The sequence below is a fragment of the Pseudomonas sp. TWP3-1 genome, from assembly GCF_049896625.1.
In the GTDB taxonomy this organism is placed as follows: domain Bacteria; phylum Pseudomonadota; class Gammaproteobacteria; order Pseudomonadales; family Pseudomonadaceae; genus Aquipseudomonas.
In genome coordinates this window covers 1-22456 of sequence record NZ_JAFCUQ010000015.1, presented here as the reverse complement: position 1 = coordinate 22456, position 22456 = coordinate 1, and the positions used below count along the sequence as shown (strand labels likewise).

The following is a 22456-nucleotide window of genomic DNA, read 5'->3' as shown; positions in this document are numbered from 1 at the left end:
TTTTTATGCCTGGAGAAAAGTATCGTCTCTCACACCTCGGGCGGTTTGCGTCCTACACGGTCGATCGATACAGTCCGTCAGATCTTTCACCCCACGGACGGAGAGCCCGCGTGTTTTCAGCCCTGTCGCTGCAACGTTTTCGCCTGCCAGCCCTGACCCTGATTGTCAGCGCCATCACTCTCACTGCCTGCAACGCCCCGCCCTCCTCCAGCCTGCCGCTAGCCCCGGAAATTGCTTCTGGTTATCGCTCCGACCTGCAGGCACAGCACGCCAGCAAACACATGGCCGCCGCTGCCAATCCTCTGGCTGCCGAAGCTGGGCGCGAGATGTTGCGTCAGGGTGGTTCGGCAATTGATGCGGCGATTGCGATGCAGGCGGTGCTGACGCTGGTCGAGCCGCAATCCTCCGGGATCGGCGGTGGCGCGATGATCGTGTTGTGGGATGGCAAGCAGGTGCGCACTTACGACGGTCGCGAAACCGCGCCGGCCGGGGCCACCGAGAAGCTGTTTCTGCAAGCAGACGGTAAACCGATGTCGTTCCAGCAAGCGCAGATCGGTGGCCGCTCGGTCGGTACGCCAGGAGCAATGCGCGCACTGGAACTGGCGCACAGAGAGCACGGGCGTTTGCCGTGGGCCAAGCTGTTCGAGCCGGCGATCAAACTCGCCGAGCAAGGCTTCGAAATCTCCCCGCGCTTGTATCAGTCACTGGCCTCCGACCCAAATGTGCAGCGCTCGCCGGACATGGCCGCTTACTTTCTCAATAGCGATGGCAGCGTGAAAGCGGTCGGCACTCGCTTGAAGAATCCGGCCTTGGCTGCCGTGCTCAAACGCATCGCCAAGGAAGGGCCGGACGCGCTGTACAAAGGCCCGATTGCCGAGGAAATCGTCGCCAAGGTTCAGCGCCACGCCAACCCAGGCAGTCTGTCGCTGAATGATCTTCAGCATTATCAGGCCAAGGAACGCGCGCCGCTGTGCACCGACTACAAGCGCTGGCAGGTCTGCGGCATGCCGCCGCCGTCGTCCGGTGGTATCGCAGTGGCGCAGATTCTCGGCACCTTGCAGGCGCTGGAAACCCGCGACCCGCGTCTGGCGCTGGCGCCGCTCAAACCTGTGAAGACCGATAAACCGGCCGGTATCGAACCCACGCACGAAGCCGTGCACCTGATCGCCGAAGCCGAACGCCTGGCCTACGCCGACCGCGCGCAATACGTGGCCGATACTGACTTCGTGCCAGTGCCAGTCAAAGGCCTGGTCGATCCGGGCTATCTGGCCAGCCGCGCCAGCCTGATCGGCGAACGCAGCATGGGCACGGCCAAACCGGGAACACCGCCCGGCGTGCAAGTCGCTTACGCGCCGGATCGCTCGCCGTTGCGCATCTCTACTTCGCAAGTTGTGGCTGTGGATGACTTGGGCGGCGCCGTGTCGATGACCACCACCATCGAAGCTGCGTTCGGCTCACACCTGATGGTTCAGGGCTTCTTGCTCAACAATCAGATGACCGACTTCTCGTTCATACCCGAGGAGAACGGCCAGAAAGTCGCCAACCGCGTCGAACCCGGCAAGCGCCCGCGCTCGTCGATGGCGCCGACGCTGATCTTTGATCGCCACAGCGGTGAATTCTTCGCCACGGTCGGCTCTCCCGGCGGCTCGCAGATCATCGAATACGTGGCCAAATCCACCGTCGGCCTGCTGGACTGGAACCTTGACCCGCAACAAGCCATCAACCTGCCCAACTTCGGCAGCCGCAACGGCCCGACTGAACTTGAACAAGGCCAGTTCAGCCCGGCGCTGATTCAGGCGCTCAAGGACAAAGGGCACACGGTGAATGAGATCGACATGACCAGCGGCACCCAGGCCATCGTGCGGGTCAAGGATGCGCAGGGGAAGGTCTCGCTGGAAGGTGGGGCGGATCCACGGCGTGAAGGGGTTGCGTTGGGGGATTGAGGTACTACGCAAATGGAAAAGGCTTACCGCGAGGTAGGCCTTTTTTATTGACGATGAATACGCTTCCGATGTTTCACGTCGCCTTTTCCCACGCCGGAGCAATTTGATCCGGGATAAAGTCTTCGCACTGTTATTTCCAAGGCAACTCCTTCTCTGGATGCAGTGATCATCTACAGCATTCATCGATGCCGGTAACCACACATCCAGTATTCATCTATAGACTTGCAGCAGTCCCACAGCGGGACTAGGATCATCCCATGAGAATCATCGCCATCAGTCAGCTAAAGAGTTTTTGGGAGCGATATCCGGAATCAGAACAGTCTTTGCTGGCGTGGGTAGACGAAGCAAGGAAAGCGAACTGGGCGGCGCCTGCGGATATCAAGGCTCATTTTACTGGTGCGAGCATTCTGAAAAGCCGAAGAGTCGTATTCAACATCAAGGGCAATTCATATCGCCTGATCGTCGCCGTGGCATATCGCTTCGGTGCGGTGTACATCAAATTTATTGGCACGCACAAGCAGTACGATGCCATCGACGCTGACAGTGTCGAAATGGAGTAACCCATGAACATTCGTCCAATTCATAGCGAAGAAGACTACCGTGCAGCGCTCAAAGATGTGTCTGCACTTTTCGAGAACGAACCAGAACCTGGCACTCCTGAGGGTGATTACTTCGACATCATGATCACTCTGATCGAAGCGTATGAGACCAAACAGTTTCCGCTCGATTTGCCGAACCCGATTGATGCAATCAGGTTTCGCATGGAGCAGTCGGGCCTCTCGGCCGCAGACCTCGCTCCGGCTATCGGCCGTACGAATCGCGTTTATGAAGTCTTGAATGGCAAACGTGCATTAACGCTTCCAATGATCTGGAAGCTGCATGAGCTGTTCGGAATTCCTGCGGAGAGCTTGATCAAACCCATGAAGTTGATTTGATCCGTTTGAAGTAAAAGAAGGAGGCTGGCGTGCCAGCCTCCGGTTCGCTCAATAGTGAGGCATGCGCTGGGAAATCACTTGTGCATCAGGGTTCCATATTCCCCTCCGCCACACGAACCAGAAGATCCCCCGGCTGACAGTCGAGGTACTGGCAAATGGCGTCCAGTGTCGCCAGGCGCAGGCCTTTGACCTTGCCCTGCTTCAACAGCGACAGGTTGGCCTCGGTGATGCCGATGGCGGCGGCAAGGTCTTTGGATTTGACCTTGCGTCGCGCCAGCATCACGTCCAGTTGAATAACGATTGGCATCAATACCTCAAATAAACGTACGGTTTTCGCGGTCCACTTCGCTGGCCTGCGAGAGTATCCGCGCAATCACCGCTATACAGGCCGCGAGGAACAGCGCGACGAAGGATGGCGCGGTGACGCTCAAGGTGATCAGCCGTTCACCGACCGGCGCATTTTGCGTGACCCACAGGCTGAGCAACGGCTCACAGAGAAAATCCAGCAACACCCAGATCGCCACAGCGCGCCCGACTTTACCCAGATGAACCGCCGTCTCACGGGCGAAATATTCTCCTCGCGCGTAGCTCTGAAACAGCCGACGTAAATGATTCAAACCGGATGCCAGCGCCAGCAGCGGAATACTCGACAGCACGATGCCACCGAGTTTCTGCCACCACGGGAACAGCGCTGCGCTGTCAGCGATTTGCGAAAGCTGACGTTCAGTCAGCGCAAAACCCAGTCCCCAACCGTCTTTCCCGGCCAAGGTCGGGTAGAGCCACAACACAGCATTGAGCAGCAGCATCACGACGATCAGCAGCAGCGTCACTGTTGCCATACGCCGACTGAAGCAGGCGAGTCCGTTATTGGTCATGGGAAAGCCTCACAGGAAAGAAAGTGACGGCCACCTTAACCCATTAAATTATCGAATAACAATAATTAATTACTGCAATACATTAACAAATGTCATTCACTCAGCGTCTTGCCGTCCACCGGATCACCAATCTTCAGAAAGTGCCCGCCCGCTACATGGTGCAAGGTGCGCAACTCATCATGCCCCTCGAAATGCCAACGTCCCTCGCTGAAAACCCGCTCATCAGCGTGCGCCGCAATCACCTCGGCGAGGAACAGGTCGTACTGTTCATGATTGCGCGGCTCCGGCAGCAAACGGCATTCCAGCCACGCGACACAACCGTCGAGCAGCGGCGCTTCTACCAGATCGCCGGCGAAGGTTTCCAAGCCATAGGCCTGAAATTTGTCCTTATTCTGATCGCGATTGATCTCAAGACCAGAGGTCGAGCCAACGGTCTGCACGATGTCGGCCTGACTCACGCACGGCACGTTGAGCACGAAGGTGCCGGAGGCTTCGAGCAACTGGCGCGTCCAGGTGGATTTGTCGAGCACCACGGCGACTTTTGGCGGTTCGAAATCCAGCGGCATCGCCCAGGCAGCGGCCATGATGTTGCGCTGGCCGTCGTGGGCCGCACTCACGAGCACCGTCGGGCCGTGGTTGAGCAGGCGATAGGCTTTGTTCAGGGGAACCGGGCGGCGGTGGGAATCGCTCATGGGGATCTGCTCCGGGGAAAAGAGCCGATTGTAACGGGATCAAAACGAAGAAAGGATCGTCATTGACGATCCTTTCCTTCAGCGCAATCAGTTGGACAATTGGTTGGCGAACTGCCCTACCGCGTTCACCACTTTCTGCGCGCCGTCCTGAATCTCGACGATCACCGTGCCCGCCTCTGCCGCCAGCGCCAACCCTTGCTCGGCCTGGAGCTTGCCGTCGGTCATCAGGGCCACGGCGTTACGCGCCATGTCCTGATTCTGCCGCACTACGCTGACGATCTCTTCAGTGGCCTGGCTGGTGCGCGAAGCCAGTTGCCGTACTTCGTCGGCCACTACCGCAAAACCGCGGCCCTGCTCACCGGCACGCGCTGCTTCAATCGCGGCGTTGAGCGCCAGCAGATTGGTCTGTTCGGCAATTCCGCTGATGGTTTTGACGATGGAACCGATCACCTGCGATTGCTCGTTCAATGCTTCGATACCGTCGCCGGCAGTCTGCATATGGCGCGACAGGTCGCGCATCACTTTGACTGCTTCGGTCACCACGGTGGTCCCGCGCTGGGCGGTGCTGTCGGTCTGCAGCGAGGTGCTGTAGGCGATATTGGCGGCTTCGGCGACGGCTTGTTCCTGATTGACCTGATCGGTGATGACCGTGGCGAACTTGACCACTTTGTAGAGCTTTTCGTTGGCATCCAGCACCGGGTTGTAGGAAGCCTCCAACCACACCGTACGACCATGGCTGTCGACCCGTTTGAAGCGGCCGGCAACAAACTCACCGTTGTTCAGACGACGCCAGAAATTCTGGTATTCAGCGCTGTTGAATTCCTGCGGTTCGCAGAACTGGCGGTGATGCTTGCCCTTGATCTGCGCCAGACTGTAACCCATGCCCTGCAGGAAGCGGTCGTTGGCGGTCAGAACGTTACCGTTGAGGTCGAACTCGATCACCGCGGTCGAACGCACCAGCGCGCCGATCAGGTTTTCATGTTCGCGCGAAGCTTCGATGGTGCGGGTCAGGTCGCTGGAGAAAATCGAGAAATGCTTGATCCGACCATCCGAGGAACGCACTGGCTGCACAATCGAACGCAGCCACGCTTCTTCGCCATTGCCGCGCGACAGGCGCACTGCACCGGCAAAGTGCTCGCCTCGGGTCAGGGCAGCCTTGAAGCGATGGTGGAATTCGTCGGACTTCACATGCGCCGGCACGATGTCGTCGATGGCGCGGCCGATCAAGTCATGGCCCTTGTAGAGCATCTCGCTGAGAAAATTCTGATTGGCCGACTGAATCCGCCCGTCAGGCTCGAGAGTCAGCACCAGCATCTCGCTTTCCAGGCTTTCCTTCACTTGCACAAGGCTGGAGAGTTCTTCACGAAGAGCCGCCAGCTCTTGCTTCAGGCGTTTGTTGAACATGGGAAAGCACCGATTGACCAGGTAGAAAGCGGGTATGCAACCTAGCCATCGGCCTTGCAGGGGTTTTCTGAAGAGCGCTTTTGCGCTTGTCCTACAAAAATACTTGTGTTTCGCCGGATCAGACAGTTCCGGCCACTTGGCATTGGCCGGTGCGCGGCATGCGCGCGCCGAAATACGCTGCGCTGGCGAAACCGACCACGCCCATCACCGCGCAGAACATCACACAGATCCAAGGGCTCCACGGCATCAGACCAATCAGCAGTAGCGGTGAGACGCTCGCCCATGCCGCGTAGGCAATGTTGTAGGTGAAGGAAATGCCCGACACGCGAATACGTGCGGGGAACAGACCGACCATCACCGAAGGCACCGCGCCGACCACCCCGCAGCAAAGACCGGCCAAGGCATAAGCCAGACCGACCCAATCGCCGCCACTGATCAGGCAGCTGTAAAGCACGCCGATGCCCAATGGCAGCAGCAGGCTATAAAGCATCACCGTGCGCCAGGCACCGATGCGGTCGACCAGCCACCCGGCGATCACGCAGCCAATGTTCAGGAACACGATGCCCAATGCGCTCAGCGCGAAGGTGTGGCTGGCAGTCATGCCGAAGGATTTCTGCATCATGGTCGGGGTGATTACAACAAACACCACCACCGCCGAGGTCAGCACGCAGGTCAGCAGCATGGCCGGCAACATCGCCAGACGATGTTCGCGCAGCACCGTGCGCAGCGGCAGTTCGACCCGCACCTCGCGCTGCGCCTCCATGGCGATGAACACCGGCGTTTCGCTTAGCCAGCGACGCAGCCAGACGCCAATCACGCCGAACACGCCGCCGAGCAGGAATGGATAGCGCCAGGCGTAATCGAGGATCTCCGCAGGCGTGAACATCTGCGCGAGGAAGGTCGCAGTCAGCGCGCCGATCAAGTAACCGAAGGTCAGCCCGGCCTGCAAAAAGCCCAGCGCATAACCGCGATGCCCGGTCGGTGCATGTTCGGCGACGAACACCCAGGCGCTCGGCACTTCACCGCCCACCGCCGCGCCTTGCAGAATCCGCAGGGCCAGCAGCAACAGCGGCGCGAAGTAACCGATCTGGGCATAAGTCGGCATGATCCCGATCAGCAGGCACGGCAGCGCCATCATCAGGATGCTCAGGCTGAAGACCTTCTTGCGCCCGAGGCGATCGGCGAAATGCGCCATCAGAATCCCGCCCAGCGGCCGCGCCAGATAACCGGTGACAAAGATCCCGAAGCTTTGCAGCAAGCGCAACCATTCGGGCATTTCCGGCGGGAAGAACAGCTGGCTCAGGGTCAGGGCGAAGAACACGAAAATGATGAAATCGTAGATCTCCAGCGCACCGCCAAGGGCCGCAAGGCCGAGGGTCTTGTAGTCGGAACGGCTGAACGGCGCCGGTCGGGCAGAGGGTTGGGCAGTCATGGCAAAGAACTCTGGCACAGGCAAAAAACCAAGGCGCACATGGTCTACGCAAATGCGCCGGTGGACAACCCGTTAGACCATAGTCACGAATCGGCAAAACGCAGTCACAAAAAAACCTCGGTTGATTTACTGTTGGCGCCTGTCTGACGGGCCTGTTGCGCCCTCAAGACCACAATAAACATAAAAATCCGAGGTACTCCCGTGGCCGTTGATATCGAAGATAGCCGCTCTGCGCGCTTTGCCTTGCGCTGTTCAAGTTTTGCCGAACGCTGGTTTCCCGATTCGTGGGTATTCGCCGCGCTGGCGGTGATCATCGTGGCGCTGGCCACCTTGGCCATGGGCGCCAAACCGACCGCTGCCGCGATGGCCTTCGGTGACGGCTTCTGGAGCCTGATCCCGTTCACCATGCAAATGGCCTTCGTGGTGATCGGCGGTTACGTGGTCGCCAGCTCGCCACCGGCCGTGAAACTCATCGACCGCCTGGCGCGCATCCCGAAAAACGGCCGCTCCGCCGTGGCTTGGGTCGCGTTGATTTCGATGGTCGCGTCGCTGTTGAACTGGGGCTTGTCGCTGGTATTCGGCGGCTTGCTGGTGCGCGCCCTTGCCCGCCGCACCGATCTGAAAATGGATTACCGCGCCGCCGGTGCCGCTGCCTATCTGGGGCTTGGCGCGGTGTGGGCGCTGGGTTTGTCGTCCTCCGCCGCGCAGTTGCAGGCCAACCCGGCCAGTCTGCCGCCATCGATTCTGTCGATCACCGGGGTGATTCCATTCACCCAGACGATTTTCCTTTGGCAGTCCGGGGTGATGCTGCTGGCGCTGGTGGTCGTGTCGATCATCATCGCCTACGCCACCGCGCCCGGCCCGAACTCGGCGCGTGACGCCAAGGCCTGCGGCATCGACCCGGCGTTCAACCTGCCGCCGCTGCAACCGCGCACGCGTCCGGGTGAGTGGCTGGAACACAGTCCGCTGCTGATCATTCTGCTGGTGCTGCTGGCAGCGGGATGGCTGTTTCATGAGTTCTCGACCAAACCGGCGATTTCAGCGATTTCCGGACTCAACACTTACAACTTCCTGTTCATCATGCTCGGCGCACTGCTGCACTGGCGCCCGCGCAGCTTCCTCGATGCGGTGTCGCGCGCGGTGCCGACCACCACGGGCGTTCTGATCCAGTTCCCGCTGTACGGCTCGATTGCCGCGCTGATGACCACGGTCAAAGGCACTGACGCGCAGACGCTGGCGCATCACATCTCGACCTTCTTCGTCAGCATCGCGTCGCACGACACCTATGCGCTGCTGATGGGTGTTTACTCGGCGATTCTCGGCTTTTTCATTCCGTCCGGCGGCGGCAAGTGGATCATCGAAGCGCCGTACGTGATGCAGGTTGCCAACGACCTCAACTATCACCTCGGCTGGGCGGTGCAGATATATAACGCCGCCGAAGCGTTGCCGAACCTGATCAACCCGTTCTACATGCTGCCGCTGCTTGGCGTGCTGGGGTTGAAGGCGCGGGATCTGATCGGCTTCTCATTCGTGCAGTTGCTGGTGCACACGCCGCTGGTGCTGCTGCTGTTGTGGGCGCTGGGCACGACATTGGCGTATACGCCGCCGGTGATGCCGTAAGCAAAGGAATGGAGCCTGTTCAGCAACAGGCGCCAGCCATGGCTGACGATTCTTTTCGACTCTGCCCACTAGACCGCTGCGCATCCCTGGTTTCAGTATGTACCCGCCCCGCAACCGGGACTCACGCTGAAAAGGATCTGAGCATGTTCAAACTCGCAGGACTCTCCTTGGCCGCGCTCACACTGAGCGCCGCCGCCCACGCCGATGTCGACCTGAAACTGGGCAGCACCGAGCGCGTTACCCGCCTCTTCGCGTATCCAAACAATTGCAGCGTGATCTGCTTCCGTAACTGGACGCTGGAGCAGACTGTCACGCATTACTTGAGTCAGAGCGTGCAGCGCGACGGTTACCCCGACGCGAAAGTGCTGGTGAAAACCGATAACGACCAGCTCTATGCCGAAATCACCGGCGTGCCCAAGGGCTACGAAAAACCCTTGGCGGCGCTGCTGGACGCCGGGGATCTGGCCTACACCGGCGCCAGCAAACTGAATGCCGATGGCAAGTGGGCCTTCAACTGGTATCTGTTCCTTCCGCTGGGCATGGCGCTGGAAAACCGCAAGAGTGTCGAACTGTTGCACTTCCCACCGGATTACTCGCTGACTCAAGCACAGGATTATCTGCGCTCGAATACCACCGACCGCTGGGCCGATCTGCTGACCGACAACGGCATCCCGGCCGACCAGACTCCGGCCTATCAGACCATCATCGACATCGCGCCGATTGCTGCGCCTGCCAACGCGGGCAAGGATCTGGAAGGCACCTACGACTACTTCAAGGACTATCAGACCACGATGGTCAAGCAGGTCAGCCAGAACGCCCGCGGTACCGTGCTGCCGATGGTTGCGTTTGGTGCGCCGGTGCGCAACTGGATCAAGCAACAATACGGGCCGACCGTGAGCGTGCTCGGTCTGGCGACCATCAGCCCGAGCGCGGGGGTGAAAGTGCCGGTGCTCGGTTCGAACCACCCGAGTTACATCTGGTACGTCGCTGATCCTGAGAGCTACACCGGCGACGATGCCCAGGCCAAGGCTGACGCAGCCGGTTTGAAAGTGATGGGCCAGGATCTGAGCGCTGCCTGCTGGCAAGCGGGGATGGGCAGTAAACCGGGGAGCGATCCGAAAACCCTGCTGAACAGCTGCACGCAGACCTGGCAAGTGACGCAAAAGGTCAAAACCTGCGAGCTGTTCTACACCTCGATACGGCATTCGACGGACGTACAGGCGGCGGCTACGTGCGCGACCCCGCCAATTAAGGCCCAACTGCAACAACTCACATCGCCACTGCCGGAGTCGGCAGTTCCGGCACCGCATATCTGATACGTGACGCTGCCTTCCCGTGTCAGCTCAGGCTGACGCGGGAAGTCGTCTTTCACGCCTGTCAGATCTGACAGTAGACCGTTGATTCCGTATAGGGGATTCTTGGATCCAATAACTGTGTTGCAGGACTGACAGGACGTCAGCCTACGGAAGTCGCAACACTCCCAGGACAGGGATCGTTATGAATACTGTCGCGCTACAAGGTCGTCCGCCCCCGGCTTCGGAAGGGATCTACCCATCTGCCAGGCTCTCGGTTCGCTTGGGATTTCCCTCCAGCGAAGATTTCAGCATCGTGCGCGATGGCCAAGGCAAAGCCATGAACGTCGTTGCGTGCCGAGAGTTTTTGCGCATCAGCCGCATGTGCAGGGTTTCGGGACAGTTGGTGCCGTACCGTTGCCGACTTTCCCGACAAATGGCGCCGGGCATCCATATTTACGATCCGCGCTTTTTTGGACTGTTCAGACATTCCTGCTATCCAAACGTGTTTCTCGACCTTAGCGAATTGTGGCTGTGGGCGCTGATCGACATTCACCCAGGCGACTCGCTGACCATGGACTACGCCGCTACCGAGGACAAACTGCTGCACCAGTTTGCCTGCGATTGCGGCTCGTCACACTGTCGCGGGTGGATCTGCGGCTTCGATGAAACACCCAACGCCGAGGGTCAGCGCTTTTTGCAGGATTGGCGGCGGCAAGGTTTTCGCTAAACCGCGGACTTACGGCGCGCCAACCGGACGCAAACGATACTGCGGCGGCAGTTGCTCAGGACCACTGATCGTCGCGTTGAGGCTTTTCCAGCGCCCGTCCTTGATCCCGTAGATGCAGCCGTGGATCGACAGGCTCTGTCCGCGATGCCAGGCGTTCTGCACAATGCTGGTGTGGCCAACGTTGGCCACTTGCTGGATCACGTTGAGTTCGCACAGGCGATCAACTTGCTCCTCTTCGGTAGGCAGCTTGGCCAGCTCTTCGCGCTTCTCGTAGTACAGATCGCGGATCGAACGCAGCCAGCCGTCGATCAGGCCGAGCTGACGATCCTGCATCGATGCACGCACGCCGCCGCAGCCGTAGTGGCCGGTGACCAGGATGTGTTTGACCTTGAGCACGTCGACTGCGTACTGAATCACCGACAGGCAATTGAGGTCGGTGTGCAGCACTACGTTGGCCACGTTACGGTGCACGAACAGATCGCCCGGCAGCATGCCGACGATTTCGTTGGCCGGCACCCGTGCATCGGAGCAGCCGATCCACAGATACTCAGGGGTCTGTTGGCGAGCCAGCTTGGAGAAAAAGTCCGGATCTTCCTGCTTGATCGCCTCGGCCCAACGTTCGTTGTTATCAATCAGGTCTTGTAATTCGTTCATGCTGTGAGCCCTCAAGAAAGATGCGCAGGTATGACAGACGACCACCCTTTGGGGTCACGCAAGGATTGTCGGTGATTTCGTTGGAATTTCTCGTGAGCCCGGTGAGTCCACCTAGTAAGGCCCACAGTGTGAGGAATTACCATGACTGATTCACGACGTCCGTACGATGCGGTGCAACCCGAGCCGATCGATGATAACGAAGACCGCATGGGCTCAGTGCGGGAGCTGGATTTTGATGACGGCGATGAGCCGGGTGCGAAGATTGGCGATGAGTTGCCAGAGGGGGAGCGTGAGCGCTTGATGCCGGCCGAACGTGTACGCGAAGCGGGACTCACTGGCGCATCCACTTCTGACCATGAAAACACCGACGATGATCTGAGTCCGGAAACGCTGATTCGCGAGGATGGCGCCAGGGATGCGGACGAATCCGGGGAAGATAATCCGGCAGATTGGGATTTGAGCGTGGTCGATGAAGATGACATCGGCGGCGGCAATGGCCTGGATGAAGCAGAGCTGGCGCGGCGTGAACCGTTGGATGGCAATCGCTGATCTCCAGCGCCTGATTGGACGCCATCGCGGGCAAGCCCGCTCCCACAGGGTTTTGAGTCGTTCACAGAAGGTGCGTGCAACTCGACATCTGTGGGAGCGGGCTTGCCCGCGATGTTTTTAGGTCAATCGACGAGGGTGCAGGCCATGACCACGGCATCTTCGCGCCCACCGACCGCCGGATAGTAATCCCGACGCCGGCCAATCTCGTTGAAGCCGTAACGCTCATACAAGCGAAACGCCGAGCGATTACTGTCACGCACTTCCAGAAAACACTCACGCGCCTCAGCCGCATAAGCGCGCGACATCAGATGTTCAAGCAACGTCAGTCCCAGCCCGCGCCCCTGATTTTCCGGTTTGACCGTGATGTTCAGCAGGTGCGCCTCATCCAGGATGATCTGCACCACGCCGTGGCCAACCTGCTGCTGGCCTTCGAACATCAGCCAGATCTGGTATTTGCCCAAGCCATCGAGAAAAATCCCCCGCGTCCAAGGATGGCTATAGGCCGCGAACTCGATTTTCAACACAGCGTCGAGATCGGCTTCGGTCATCGGGCGGAACGTTACAGCGTCACTCATTCGATTCTTTCCAGCGCGCCATCAGCCGACGCATGGCTTGCCACACGGCGGCTTTGCGCTGTGGCTCTTCCATCAATAATTCCAGCCCCGGAACGGCCCATGCCGTACCCAGACCTTCGATCTGCAATTCATTGTTGAACGCCTCGGCGTCTACCTCGCCAGCAAAACGTACTGCGGGCAGGCCGATCAACCACAGGCAGGCGCAAGGTGCGGTTTCCATTTGTACTGAAAGGAAGCCTTGCACGAAATCCCGCGCCGCTTCCGGACCTTGATCCATGTTGCCGCGCACCAGCAATGGCCAGCGCACTGGCTCGCCAACGATCTGCGGCGCATCCGGCAGACCGGCGGCACGCAGCATGTCCTTGAGCAACAGATAGGCAGGATCGCGAGTCTGGAAAGAATCGCCTGTGGGTAACTCCACCAGCAGCAGACATTTACCGGCGCGCAGCAACTGCAGGGCAAAACGTGGCGGCGGCACCGGCGCCGGTTTGGCGACCACGGGCGCGTCGTCCACAGACTCGACCGCTTTCGTCGGACGAGCGGTGGACGGCGTCGGACGCGGCACTTCGATCTTCGCCCGCTCCGCCGGGCGCGCGACCGGCTGCACCGGAGCTTCGGCCTGCGCAGCCGGAATCGGCGGCGCCACAACCTCAGGTTCGAGGATTTCCAGCAGCTCGGGCCGCGACGGTGCGGCGAAGGGCAATTCGGTGCGCGGCAGCCAGTTGACCACCTGCATGGCGTTCAAATAGGCGCGGCGGCGGGACTCGATAAGCAAGGGTCGGCCACTTGTGGATAACTGAAGTGCGCCGATTCTACCGCCCTTCGCTGAAGATCGCTTGCGGTTGATCGATACCTTTGACGCAAAGAAAAGCGACAGCCCGTCCCGAGAGTGAATCGCATCCTCCGTGATGCAGTACAATCGCGGCTTTTAATCGCCAACCAGCCGGCCATTCCGATGATCGAACCCAAGCGCGTCTTGCGCGCCCTCGCTGAACACTGGGCACTTCTGGAGCCACTGTGCGAGCACTTCGACCAAGGCACACTGAGCCTCAACGAACTGCGCACGCAACTGGCCGCCCAACAACTCGACAGCACGCCGCAGGACATCACCAGCCTGCTCGACGTGTGGATTCGTCTCGACATTCTGGTACCCGTGGCGAAAAGCCCGAACCGTTTCGAGCTGAACGCGCAGATTCACGACTTTCTCGCCTACCTGCGCCGCGAGCACCGTCTCGGTCTGTGCCTGGAGATTGAAGCCTACCTGCGCCATCTCGAACGTCTGGCCGGTTACATTCAGGACGCGTTCGACATCCGCGATGGCAACGATCTGGCGCGCCAGTTGCGCTTGCTCGACATGCGCGTGCGCGACGTATTGAAGAAACTCGACAACGACGAGCAGGCGCTGGTGGCCGTGGCTGAACGGGCCAAGACCAGCGACCGGCAGATCCCGCTGCGTCAGCGCTACGCTGAAGTGCTGGCGACCTGGGACGAATACGTCGAACCGATGATCGATCTGGTGAATGCCGACGGCGCCTTCGAGCAAGGCGTGCGCAAGGTCGAAAACGTGCTGCTGAAAATGCTCAGCGAACAGCAACGCCTCGGCCATCTGGTGGATGACGACATGCTGCTGCGCACCCACGCGCGCATCCTCGAAATGCAGACCAGCGCCCAGTTGACCCTGCGTCACGCCCGCGAATTGCTGCTGCCGTTGCGTGAAGAAGCGCGCCGGCACAACGCCGTGACCCGTGGCGCCGCACTGGCACTCGCGGCGATCCGCCGTAAAGGCATCGACGCCGTGCCGCAAGCTGCGATGCCGCTGTTCACCCGACCGCAAAGCACCTTCCTCGGCAGCGCCAGTCAGGTCGAAGCCTACGTCTACGCCCTTGCGCGTTTCGAGCCGAAACCGGCGCGTTTCCCCAAGGCGCACAAGACTCACAAAGGTGAAGCGCCACGCGCGCCGCGCACCGTGCGCGAGATGCTCGAGCGCTGCGAAGACGCCTTGCCGATGCCGGATTTGATGGTCTGGCTGCTGGAACAGGAACCGGACGGCGCCACCGACGAATTGCTTTATTGGTTCTCGCGCCTGTCGCGGGAAAAACGCTTCAAACGCGAGCGTCTGGAACGCCGCGATTACCACACTCATGAGCACCAGGTCAGCCTGCGCTCCTTCGCCCTGCTCTCGGCCCGCGACCCCGCCGCCGAGGATTCTGCGAGCATCCCCAATGCATCTTGATCTATCCGAACTGTCCCAACTCGCGCCGATCTTCCGCGAGCTGTTCAAGGGCTACCACGTCAGCCGCCGCGACCCGGAGCTGTACGCGCAATTGTCGAACTTCCAGGATCAGTACCGCACGCTGTTCAAGGCGCTGGGGTTTGAACTGGTCTGCGACACCCGTGGTTTCTACTACTTCGTGCCAGACCTGGCCGCTGCGGCGGTGAACAAGACTGCGCAGCGTCTGGCGCTGTTCACCTTTATCGTGGTCGAGCATCTGGCCGATCAGGGCCGCGACCCGATTGCCGTGCTCGACGGCGGCAGCCTCGGCCGCGATGAATTGCCATCGCTGCTGGAAAAATATCGCGACCTGTTCATTCAGGCCGAAGTGCAGACCGTTGAAGAGTTGGAAGAAAAAATCATGCGCCGCATGACCCAGCTCGGTTTCGCTGGTGAAGAGAACGGCGTGTACCGTTTCCTGCCGCCGATGCACCGTTTCCTCGACGTGTGCCTGTCGGTGCAACAAGACCGCGATCTGGCGGCCAGCGTGCACAGCGTTCTGCCGCTGCCGGTTCCGGTGCTGATCGACGATGAAGCTGATGCCCGATTGCTGGAAACTGACGATCCGCTCGATTTGAGCGAATTTTCCGAAGAGAGCGAAGAAGACGCACTGGCCCGCGCCATTGCCGAAGAACAGGAGACCGACGCATGAGCCAGGAACGCTACGGCATCCGCCGCTTCGCCCTTTTGAACACCGCCGGTTACAGCCTAGGCCTGTTCCCGCTGGAAGAACCGCTGTCGGTTTACGGCGCGAATAACCTCGGTAAATCCGCCTCGATCAACGCCTTGCAGTTCCCGATTCTGGCGCGCATGTCGGACATGAGTTTCGGCAAGTACAGCCTGGAACAATCGCGGCGCTTCTACTTTGCCTCGGATACCAGTTACATCCTGGTCGAGGTCAATCTACCGCACGGGCCGCACGTGATTGGCGTGGTCGGTCGTGGCCCGGGCGGCGGTTTCGGCCACCAGTTCTTCGCTTACGCCGGCAAACTGGATCTCGCGCATTACCAGAAAGATGACACCTGCCTGCGCCAGAAAGAGCTGTTCAACAACCTTGAGCGCGAAGGCCTGAAGGCTTACGAACTCAAGCCAGATGAACTGCGCCGTTTGCTGGTTGGCGGTCACACTTCGATTCCGCTCGACCTGACCCTGATCCCGCTGCGCTCCACCAGCGAGCAGAGCCTGAAGACCTTCCGCGCGCTGTTCATCAACCTGCTGCACATGCGTGAAATCACCGCGGCCAAACTCAAGCAATTGTTCCTCGACGCCTTCGAGCACAGCCTGCGTTCCGGTAGCGTTGATTATATTGCCGCGTGCGAAGAAGCCTTCCGCGACGTACGCCGCATGGAGCAGGACTACAACTCGCTGGTCGCCGCCGGCCCGTTGGTCGAAGCCTTGGCCAATGGCGTGAAACAGCGCGATCTGCTGCGCGGCAAATTGCATCGCCTTTCGCCGCTGCTCGACTCGCTGCTCGGTACCTGGTCGGATTACGCCGGTGCGCGCAAGGAAGAGCTGACGATTCAGGCCGAGCACTACCGTGGCGAGCAGGACAGTCTGCAAAACGATCAGCGTGGCGGTACCCAGGAACTGATGCGTCTGGAGCGGGAAATCTCCGGCATCCAGCGCTGGCTCGGCGAACTGTCGGTGCTGAAGAATCGTTTCGCGCTGGTCGATGACGTCAAAGTGCTGGAGCAGCAACTGTTGGCGGCCAAGGATGCTCACGATGAACTGGCCGGTGCGCTCGCGCAGTCCCGCCAGTTCAGCGCCGAGGATCTGGAAGAGCGCCTGCGCGATCTGGAAAAACGCCTGAAGTCGGTCAAGCAGCAACTCGATCACGCCGACAACAACAGCTACGCCCGTCTGCGTGAAGAGTTTTCGCAGCAGGACGTCGAGCGCCTGATGCGCCTGTTCAACAGCGCGCTGTTCAGCCTGCCGCTGGGCGAACACGGCATCACCCTCGACGAGAACGGCGAGTGGGTGAAATCCATGGAGCTGATTCTCGACGCGTTCAAAGGCGAGCGCTTCGAAGTGCCGGGGCTGTCGATCGACCTGTCGAATATCGAGCCGCCCGCTCTGCAAGCGCTGGCCGACCGTGCCGCACTGCGCGATCAGAAGGAGCGTCTGGACAAAGAACTCAAGCAACTGAAAACCCAACAAGCCGTGGCTGCCGACCGCGCCGCGAGCAAGACTCAGACCGAAGCGCTGTATCAGCAAGTGCTGGATGCGCAGAAAGCACTGGAAGACTTCCGCCGCGCGCAGACTCTGAGCGCCGAAGAAGGTGACAAACTCGAGCAACTGGCACAGATGGAAGCGGCGCAGGACGAGCTCAAGCGTTCCAGCGACGCGTTCACCGAGCGCGTCCAGCAACTGTCGGCCAAGCTGCAACTGGTCGGCCGCCAGATCGCCGACATGGAAGCCAAGCAACGGACCCTCGACGATGCACTGCGTCGTCGTCAGTTGTTGCCGGCGGATCTGCCGTTCGGTACGCCGTTCATGGATCCGGTTGACGACTCAATGGACAACCTGCTGCCGCTGCTCAACGACTATCAGGACAGTTGGCAGGGTTTGTTGCGCGCGGACGGTCAGATCGAAGCGTTGTATGCGCAGGTGCGTCTGAAAGGCGTGGCCAAGTTCGACAGCGAAGACGACATGGAGCGCCGTCTGTCGCTGCTGATCAACGCTTACGCGCACCGCACCGATGAGGCCCTGACCTTGGGCAAGGCGCGGCGTGCAGCGGTCACCGATATCGCGCGAACCCTGCGCAACATCCGCAGCGACTACGACAGCCTCGAGCATCAACTGGCGCTGTTCAACCGCGAGATCAACAAGCGTCAGGTCTCGAACCTGCAAAGCTTCCGCATTGTGCTGGCGCCGAACAAGGAAGCGCTCAAGCACATTGACCAGATCATCCACAGTGCCGGTCAGTACGAAGAAGGCGAGACCCTGTCGGTGTTCGACCTGAGCCAGAGCGCGGAGCAGGACAACAAGAACGAAGAGGCCAAGGAGTATCTGGCACGACTGGTTGCGGCTAACCACAACCAGCTCGGTCTCAAAGACTTGTTCGAGCTTGCGTTCGAGATCACCAAGGTCAATGGCCAGCCGGTTATCCACACCGACATCGATGGCGCGGCGTCCAACGGCACCACCATGACGATCAAGGCGCTGACCAACATGTACTTGTTGCTGCACTTGATGGATCGCGACCTCGCCGGCCGCGTGCGCCTGCCGTACTACCTCGACGAGGCGGCGGACATCGACGAGAAAAACCAGGCAGCCTTGCTGGAAACCAGCCTGCAACTGGGCTTCGTGCCGATTCTGGCGAGCGTGAAGCCGCAGGTCTGCGCCAGTGTTGCGATTGACCTTGAAGGTGGCAGCGGTCCGGCCGGGATCTACATCGATGAGTCGGACTGGAAGTACATCCGTCGGCATGATGTTGTGAAGGCCACTGTGAATGTTGCAGCGGATGAACCGGAGCTGGATGCGGTTTAACTGACACGCGCAAAAAAAGGGCCGCGATCGGATGGGATCGCGGCCCTTTTTTATGGCTTGGGATTTGTGCTGAGTTTCAGGCCCTCATCGCTGGCAAGCCAGCTCCCACAGGTTTTGTGTCGAGCACAGGGTTTGTGTACACCGCCAATCACTGTGGGAGCTGGCTTGCCAGCGATGGCGTCCTTCCAGACGCCGAATAACCTTGAGGTTACTTACCGAGGGAGATCTTCGGCGCCCAGGTCAGCCATTCATCTTCAAACTTGTCGAACAGCGGGAACGTCTGCTCTGCGCGAGCCGGATTCCCCATCCGCTCGCCGTCCGGTGTGGCAAATGCGATGCCGCCCTGAATCGCGGTTTCCAGAGACTCCGTACGGACCGTCAAGCCCTGGAACAGGCCGATATCGAAACCGACACCGCTGGTGTTCCAGAACCGCGTACCGCCGCGCACCAGTGGCGCGTATTTCGGCTCGATCAAAATGTGCACCAATACGCGGTCGGCAGTTTGCCCGAGTTCATAACCAGTGACTTTGCCCACAGTGATTTCGCGGTAAGTAACCGGCACGCCCGGCTTCAGCGAACCTCGACGCGCGGCGCTCAATACCAGACTCAAACCGGCTTCCTGTTTGATGACTTCCGGCGGACTGGCCAGTGCGACGAAGTTCTTCTGCGGCCCGAGGTTCTTCGCGGCTGGCTGCACTTCCAGATATTGCCCCGTGACCAGGGTTTCCAGATTCGAAGTCTTGATCAGACCCAGCTCCGGTTTGACCACCCAGAATTGACTGCCGACCCGGGCAATGCGCTCCGGCACTTCGGTAATTCGCGCGGTGAGGATCACCGATTGCAGATCATCGGTTAGATCAACGCTTTCGATCTTGCCTACGTCGAGCCCTTTGAAGCGCACCGGCGTGCCACTGCGCAGACCGTCGGCGCGGTCGACCTTGATCGTGACAACGGCACCCTTTTGATTGGCTTCGTCATGATTGGCGAACAGGCGGAAGCGCGGAATACGCTTCTGCAATGGCGCCTTGGCTTCCGGCGTCTCAAAGGCGATACCACCAGCCATCAGGCTTTGCAGGGATTCGCTTTTCACCTGGATGCCGCCGGTCAAGCCGCCGGTCAGCGTAATGCCGCTGGCATTCCAGAACCGCGTCGAGGCGTTGACCAGACCTTCGTATTCTTTCTCGATGTGAACGCCGATGACCAGCTGCTTTTTGGTCCGCGAGAACTGGTAGCTCTGCACCGAACCGACCTTGACCTGCTTGTAAAGAATCGGGCTGCCAACCTCCAGCGAGCCGAGATTTTCCGTGAACAGCACGAGGTGCAGACCGGGCGAGCGCAGATCCAGCGGCGGCGCTTTCGGCCGTGCCTCGAACTCACGCTTCGGGGCAGCACCTTTGTCGCCCGGGCGCACGGCGATGTAGTTGCCTTTCACCAGAGCTTCGAGACCGGTGATACCGGCTAGGGAAATCGACGGTTTGACCACCCAGAACTGAGTGCCGTCGACCAGATAATCTTCAGCCAATGGATCGAGGGTAAGCTCGGCAGTCGCGCTGTTCAGGTCCGGATCGACCTTCAGCGCTTTCAGATTGCCGACCTGGATGCCTTTGTACATGACCGGTGTGCGGCCAGCTTGCAGACCTTCGAAGTCGCTGAGTTTGACCTTGATGCGGATACCGGCGGCGGCAGCGTCGAAGTCTTCGTAGAGACGGAACGGCAGGCTCGGATCGGTCGGCGGACTGTCCTTGCGATTCTCCGGCGTGGCGAAAGCAATACCGCCGGCGACGATGCTGGCCAGCGATTCGCTACGGACTTTGACGCCGGACAGGTTGGCGTCGATGCTGATGCCGCTGGCGTTCCAGAAACGCGTGTGTTTGCGCACCAGTTTGGCGTAGGTCGGCTCGATGAAGACTTTGAGTTCGACAGTGCTCTGGTCTTCCGACAGCAGATAGCTTTTCACCTGGCCGACTTTGATCTGCTTGTAGAACACCGGGCTGCCACGGTTCAGCGAACCCAGGCGATCAGCCTTGATGGTCAGGTGCAGGCCGGGCTTGGAATCAGACAGCGGTGGCTCTTCGGCCAGCGCCTTGAACTTGCGGCTCGGCTCGCCTTCGCCGGGGCTGATCGCCACGTAGTTACCGGAGACAAGGGTTTCCAGACCGGTGATACCCGCGAGAGTCACGCTCGGTTTGACCAGCCAGAAACGCGTGCTGGTCTTCAGGTATTGCTCGACGTCCTTGTTCATCTCGACCGTGGCGATCACTCCTTTGGAGTTGCCTTCGTCATCGAGCTTGAGCGTTTTGACCTTGCCGACCGACATGCCTTTGTAGACCACTTCGGTCTTGTTGGCCTGGATGCCTTCACCGCTTTCGAACCGCACCTGAATCTCGATGCCGGTTTCGTTATAGGCACGCCAGCCGAGCCAGCCGCCGATGATCAGCGCAATCAGGGGCAGGACCCAAATGGCCGACCAGTTCGAGGCCGGTCGGGTTTTCGCTACAGGCAAATCAGTCATGGTCGGCATCCGACTCCGTGTTATCCCAAATCAGCCGGGGATCAAAAGTTACTGCGGCGAGCATCGTCAGAATCACCACACTGGCGAAGGCGATGGCGCCAAGATTGGCTTCGACGCTGGCAAGCCGGCCGAAGTTGACGACCGCCACCAGAATGGCGATCACAAAAATATCGAGCATCGACCAGCGGCCGATGAACTCGATGAAACGGTACATCCAGATGCGCTGGCGTGCTGACAATGGCTGACGGCGCTGCACCGAAAACAGCAGCAGCGCAATCCCCACCAGTTTGAAGGTCGGCACCACAATACTGGCGATGAATACCACGGCGGCGATCGGGATCATGCCGTGCTGCACCAACTGGATCACGCCGGACATGATGGTGCTTGGATCACCTTGCCCCAACGAGCTGACAGTCATGATCGGCAGCACGTTGGCCGGGATGTATAGAATCGCGGCGGTGATCAGCAGCGCCCAGGTGCGAACGAGACTGTTCGGGCGACGGGCGTGAACCAAAGCACCACAGCGGGTGCAGGTCTGCTCTTCGGTGCCGGCGTCCTGTTTGTTCAATTCGTGGCATTCGGTACAAATCAGAATGCCTGCATCAATCGCCCGCATGGGCATCTTCTCCTGATAACGCCTGCCAGATCTGATGCGGTGACATCACCACTTCGAGCCAGACCTGAACCAACAACAAGCCGATAAAACATGCCAGGCCGAGGCCGACAGTGATGGCTGCCATATCTGCCAGTTTGACGATCGCTACCAGCACGCCCATTAGGTAAACCTCAAGCATTCCCCAGTCTTTCATGTGGTGATAAATGCGGTAGAGCAGCAAACCGTAACTGCGGCCGACGTTGAAACGAATCGTCAGCAGGACCATCAATTGGCATAAAAGCTTGAGCAGCGGGATCGCCATGCTGCACAAGAACACGATTACTGACACACCTTGCATGCCGGTATTGAACAGCCCGACTACGCCGCTCCACACGGTGTCTTGCGACGATTGTCCGAGTAGATTGAGTTGCATGATGGGTAAAAAGTTCGCCGGCACGTACAGCAGCAGTGCCGCGATGACCAGTGCCAGACTGCGTTGCACCACGTTGTGGCGATGGGCGTATAGCTCATAGCCGCAGCGAGGGCAGAGGGCTTTCTCGCCGCGAGCAAGCTCGGGCTTGCGCATCAGCAAGTCGCACTCATGGCAGGCCACCAAGTCATCCAGCGGTAAATCTGACAGCCCGGGGGCGTCAACCGAATCTGACATAAGGGCTCAGGCTCCGAAAAAGATGGGGTCTATTCTAGTGTTCTGCTTCGAAAATAACTGTGCAATTTTGTTCGCTATTACCAGCAAAAACTTTCCCGCGCGCAAAACAAAACCCCAACTGCTTTCGCAATTGGGGTTTCGGAATTTAATCTTGACGATGACCTACTCTCACATGGGGAAACCCCACACTACCATCGGCGATGCATCGTTTCACTGCTGA

General features: G+C 59.6%; 20 protein-coding genes and 2 pseudogenes. 10 read left to right on the top strand and 12 right to left on the bottom strand.

The features are described from left to right. The first annotated feature begins 110 nt into the window (after nucleotides 1–110). The 3 genes from ggt (at nucleotide 111) to ACP7BN_RS19685 (ending at nucleotide 2878) form a co-directional block, all read left to right on the top strand. Nucleotides 111–1943: a gamma-glutamyltransferase gene (ggt, locus tag ACP7BN_RS19695; RefSeq protein WP_426205729.1), complete on the top strand. Its 1833-nt coding sequence runs from the start codon at nucleotides 111–113 to the stop codon at nucleotides 1941–1943. Between the two features lie 257 nt (nucleotides 1944–2200). Next, entirely contained in the window at nucleotides 2201–2503 is a 303-nt protein-coding gene (locus ACP7BN_RS19690) for a type II toxin-antitoxin system HigB family toxin (protein WP_426205728.1), read from the top strand. A gap of 3 nt (nucleotides 2504–2506) precedes the next feature. Next, nucleotides 2507–2878, top strand: coding sequence for a helix-turn-helix domain-containing protein (locus tag ACP7BN_RS19685; RefSeq protein ID WP_426205727.1), 372 nt, complete (start codon nucleotides 2507–2509; stop codon nucleotides 2876–2878). Between the two features lie 85 nt (nucleotides 2879–2963). Here the strand turns inward: ACP7BN_RS19685 and ACP7BN_RS19680 are convergent, their stop codons facing one another. From ACP7BN_RS19680 to ACP7BN_RS19655, 6 genes and pseudogenes are all read right to left on the bottom strand, one after another. Next, the gene (locus ACP7BN_RS19680; RefSeq protein WP_426205726.1) at nucleotides 2964–3185 is read right to left on the bottom strand and encodes a helix-turn-helix domain-containing protein; all 222 of its coding nucleotides are present in this window, start codon (nucleotides 3183–3185) and stop codon (nucleotides 2964–2966) included. 7 nt (nucleotides 3186–3192) lie between these two features. Beyond that, entirely contained in the window at nucleotides 3193–3753 is a 561-nt protein-coding gene (locus tag ACP7BN_RS19675; protein WP_426205725.1) for a DUF2975 domain-containing protein, read from the bottom strand. 92 nt (nucleotides 3754–3845) lie between these two features. Further along, nucleotides 3846–4445, bottom strand: coding sequence for a flavin reductase family protein (locus ACP7BN_RS19670; RefSeq protein WP_426205724.1), 600 nt, complete (start codon nucleotides 4443–4445; stop codon nucleotides 3846–3848). Nucleotides 4446–4532: 87 nt separating this feature from the next. Further along, nucleotides 4533–4964: pseudogene (locus tag ACP7BN_RS19665) on the bottom strand (methyl-accepting chemotaxis protein); the annotation flags it as partial. Nucleotides 4965–5120: 156 nt separating this feature from the next. Then, a pseudogene (locus ACP7BN_RS19660) lies at nucleotides 5121–5759 on the bottom strand (PAS domain-containing protein); the annotation flags it as partial. Between the two features lie 208 nt (nucleotides 5760–5967). After that, the gene (locus tag ACP7BN_RS19655; protein WP_426205723.1) at nucleotides 5968–7281 is read right to left on the bottom strand and encodes an MFS transporter; all 1314 of its coding nucleotides are present in this window, start codon (nucleotides 7279–7281) and stop codon (nucleotides 5968–5970) included. A gap of 201 nt (nucleotides 7282–7482) precedes the next feature. Between ACP7BN_RS19655 and ACP7BN_RS19650 the strand changes: the two genes are divergently transcribed. The 3 genes from ACP7BN_RS19650 (at nucleotide 7483) to ACP7BN_RS19640 (ending at nucleotide 10923) form a co-directional block, all read left to right on the top strand. Continuing rightward, entirely contained in the window at nucleotides 7483–8901 is a 1419-nt protein-coding gene (locus tag ACP7BN_RS19650) for a short-chain fatty acid transporter (protein ID WP_420650813.1), read from the top strand. Between the two features lie 143 nt (nucleotides 8902–9044). Next, complete coding sequence (locus ACP7BN_RS19645) at nucleotides 9045–10217, top strand: hypothetical protein (protein ID WP_426205722.1); 1173 nt, start codon at nucleotides 9045–9047, stop codon at nucleotides 10215–10217. 181 nt (nucleotides 10218–10398) lie between these two features. Next, entirely contained in the window at nucleotides 10399–10923 is a 525-nt protein-coding gene (locus ACP7BN_RS19640; RefSeq protein WP_426205721.1) for a lysine methyltransferase, read from the top strand. Between the two features lie 9 nt (nucleotides 10924–10932). On the opposite strand, the gene can is transcribed toward ACP7BN_RS19640, so the two are convergent. Next, nucleotides 10933–11577 carry a carbonate dehydratase gene (gene can, locus ACP7BN_RS19635; RefSeq protein WP_420650816.1) on the bottom strand — a complete coding sequence of 215 codons (645 nt, stop codon included), beginning with the start codon at nucleotides 11575–11577 and terminating at the stop codon, nucleotides 10933–10935. Between the two features lie 141 nt (nucleotides 11578–11718). Here can and ACP7BN_RS19630 point away from each other — a divergent pair, with 141 nt between their 5' ends. After that, a complete protein-coding gene (locus ACP7BN_RS19630) occupies nucleotides 11719–12126 on the top strand; it encodes a serine kinase/phosphatase (protein ID WP_426205720.1) in 408 nt (135 codons plus the stop codon). A gap of 122 nt (nucleotides 12127–12248) precedes the next feature. On the opposite strand, the gene rimI is transcribed toward ACP7BN_RS19630, so the two are convergent. Both rimI and ACP7BN_RS19620 read right to left on the bottom strand, forming a co-directional pair. Then, the gene (gene rimI, locus ACP7BN_RS19625; RefSeq protein ID WP_150592603.1) at nucleotides 12249–12701 is read right to left on the bottom strand and encodes a ribosomal protein S18-alanine N-acetyltransferase; all 453 of its coding nucleotides are present in this window, start codon (nucleotides 12699–12701) and stop codon (nucleotides 12249–12251) included. Next, nucleotides 12694–13437, bottom strand: coding sequence for an energy transducer TonB (locus ACP7BN_RS19620; protein WP_426205811.1), 744 nt, complete (start codon nucleotides 13435–13437; stop codon nucleotides 12694–12696). Before ACP7BN_RS19620 ends, rimI begins: the two co-directional genes overlap by 8 nt. A 219-nt stretch (nucleotides 13438–13656) precedes the next feature. On the opposite strand from ACP7BN_RS19620, the gene mksB reads away from it, so the two are divergent. Genes mksB through mksF form a run of 3 tightly spaced genes read left to right on the top strand, consistent with a single transcriptional unit; the run spans nucleotide 13657 to nucleotide 18462 of the window. Next, on the top strand, nucleotides 13657–14934 hold the full coding sequence (mksB, locus tag ACP7BN_RS19615; protein WP_420650818.1) for an Mks condensin complex protein MksB: 1278 nt from the start codon (nucleotides 13657–13659) through the stop codon (nucleotides 14932–14934). After that, entirely contained in the window at nucleotides 14924–15625 is a 702-nt protein-coding gene (mksE, locus tag ACP7BN_RS19610) for an Mks condensin complex protein MksE (RefSeq protein ID WP_426205719.1), read from the top strand. The genes mksB and mksE overlap by 11 nt, the downstream gene beginning before the upstream one ends. Further along, nucleotides 15622–18462, top strand: a complete 2841-nt coding sequence (gene mksF / locus ACP7BN_RS19605) for an Mks condensin complex protein MksF (protein ID WP_426205718.1) — start codon at nucleotides 15622–15624, stop codon at nucleotides 18460–18462. Before mksE ends, mksF begins: the two co-directional genes overlap by 4 nt. Nucleotides 18463–18670: 208 nt before the next feature. On the opposite strand, the gene ACP7BN_RS19600 is transcribed toward mksF, so the two are convergent. The 3 genes from ACP7BN_RS19600 to ACP7BN_RS19590 are packed head-to-tail and all read right to left on the bottom strand — an operon-like array spanning nucleotide 18671 to nucleotide 22236. Further along, on the bottom strand, nucleotides 18671–20974 hold the full coding sequence (locus ACP7BN_RS19600; RefSeq protein ID WP_426205717.1) for an intermembrane transport protein PqiB: 2304 nt from the start codon (nucleotides 20972–20974) through the stop codon (nucleotides 18671–18673). Continuing rightward, nucleotides 20967–21590, bottom strand: a complete 624-nt coding sequence (locus ACP7BN_RS19595) for a paraquat-inducible protein A (protein ID WP_420650822.1) — start codon at nucleotides 21588–21590, stop codon at nucleotides 20967–20969. Before ACP7BN_RS19595 ends, ACP7BN_RS19600 begins: the two co-directional genes overlap by 8 nt. Then, complete coding sequence (locus ACP7BN_RS19590) at nucleotides 21577–22236, bottom strand: paraquat-inducible protein A (RefSeq protein ID WP_420650823.1); 660 nt, start codon at nucleotides 22234–22236, stop codon at nucleotides 21577–21579. The genes ACP7BN_RS19595 and ACP7BN_RS19590 overlap by 14 nt, the downstream gene beginning before the upstream one ends. Nucleotides 22237–22456 lie beyond the last annotated feature (220 nt).